The organism is Candidatus Atribacteria bacterium (assembly GCA_011056645.1).
Taxonomy (GTDB): Bacteria; Atribacterota; Phoenicimicrobiia; order Phoenicimicrobiales; family Phoenicimicrobiaceae; genus Sediminicultor; species Sediminicultor quartus.
The window spans coordinates 1-1,741 of sequence record DSEL01000104.1; the positions used below are offsets into that span (position 1 = coordinate 1).

3 protein-coding genes are annotated in these 1,741 nt (G+C 35.6%); all 3 read right to left on the reverse strand.

Going from position 1 to position 1,741, the window contains the following annotated elements; all coding sequences use genetic code 11:
• On the reverse strand, positions 1-222 hold a 222-nt coding region (locus ENO17_04310; protein ID HER24256.1), incomplete at its 3' end, for a hypothetical protein.
• 3 nt (positions 223-225) lie between these two features.
• Positions 226-915: an ABC transporter ATP-binding protein gene (locus ENO17_04315; GenBank protein HER24257.1), complete on the reverse strand. Its 690-nt coding sequence runs from the start codon at positions 913-915 to the stop codon at positions 226-228.
• A 123-nt stretch (positions 916-1,038) separates the two neighbouring features.
• A partial coding sequence (locus ENO17_04320) for an FtsX-like permease family protein (protein ID HER24258.1) occupies positions 1,039-1,741 on the reverse strand: 703 nt, incomplete at its 5' end.

A 1,741-nucleotide genomic window follows, 5' to 3' on the forward strand; every position in this document is an offset into this window, starting at 1 on the left:
CAGAGGCAGTTCTTCTCTTTCGTCCCAATATTGAGGATGGGCAATTTGAATGTTTCCGGTTTCAAAATTCTTTATATTACTAAAGGACATCTCTTCCATGCCGTTCATGATGGAATCCATAAACAGATAACCAAAAAATGCAAAGGCAATTACAAAAATTGTAATCACATTTCTCCTTTTCTGACGGGTTAAATTTTTTAGACCAAGTTTAAGACTAAACACCTTTTACTCCCTCCTTTCATCATCAGAGATCATGCCATCCTTAAGATTAATATATCTACGAGCATATTCCATGACCATCGGATCGTGGGTAGAAAAAATAAAAGTAGTACCTAATTCTTTATTCATCTTCACCATAATTTTAACCACATCTGCAGCATTTTTTGAATCTAAATTAGCTGTCGGTTCATCTGCTAAAACGAGCTTGGGTTCTTTTACTAAGGCACGCGCGATAGCTACTCTCTGCTTCTCTCCGCCTGAAAGCTCGTTAGGTCTTCGATTTTCCAATCCCTTCAGCCCAACTTCTTCTAATATTTTTAATACTCTTTCTTTTATTTTCAATTCTGAAGTATGGTCAATTAGTCGGATAGCAAACTCTACATTTTCGTAGGCAGTTAATACCGGAATCAAATTGTAACTTTGGAAGACAAATCCGATATTAAATCTTCTGGTCATAGCCAGAGCTTTCCTGGAAAGATCGCTTACCTTATTTCCGTTTAAACGAATTTCCCCCTCTGTAGGTGTGTCCAGGCAACCTATCATGTTGAGAAGTGTGGTTTTCCCTGAACCGGAAGGTCCAAAAATTGTAGAAAATTCACCTTCTTCCACTATTAAGTCCACTCCTCGCAAAGCAGGTACTTTTATTTTTCCCTGTTGATAAATTTTTTTAACTTTTTTTAGTTCGAGTAAAGCCATTTAATTGTCCTCCTTTATTAAATTCGAATAGATTAAAGATGCTTTTTAGATTTTTATTGCTCGTCTAATTAATTTATCTTCATTCTTTTTAATTATTTTACGCTTTATTTCAATTATTTTCACCTAACGATGATAAATTGCTTTTACCGGGTCTTTATGTGCTGCCCAATAGGCAGGAACTATACTGGAAAATAAAGCAAGAATTATTCCAAAAAAGAAGATGAAAATAAAAGAAGAAAAATTCCAGACCCCATAAATTTTATCTAAAATCGGTACACCATACATAGACATATCTCCACCGATATAGCTTAAATCATATCCATATTTAACCATACAACCTACTCCCGCAATCCCTAATAAACAACCGGCTATTCCACCGATTATTCCGATACCGGTTGCCTCTACCATAAAGACAAAAACAATCTCCCACTCTCTCATTCCCAAAGCTTTCATCGTACCTATTTCTGATGTCCTCTCTAGGGCAGAGAGAATGACATTATTAATAATGCCTATCATGCCGATGGCTAAAATGATGGCTAACATAACAGCTGTTTCAGCATTTTCAGCAGCACTCATAGCTATTACCGTTTTCGCAGACTCTTCCCAGGAGAAAGCATTAATATTCGTGTTTTTTTTCTGAAAAATTTGATTAAAACTATCTATAATGGTAGTAACTTCTTTTACTTTATTAGTTTTAACGGAAATCATACTAATCCCATTTCCCACATTCAAAGCCTGTTGGGCAATTTCCAAAGGAACAAAAACCACACTATTATTAATCATGGGATTGGGAGTATTCACCAATCCTCCTATTTCCATATCGATG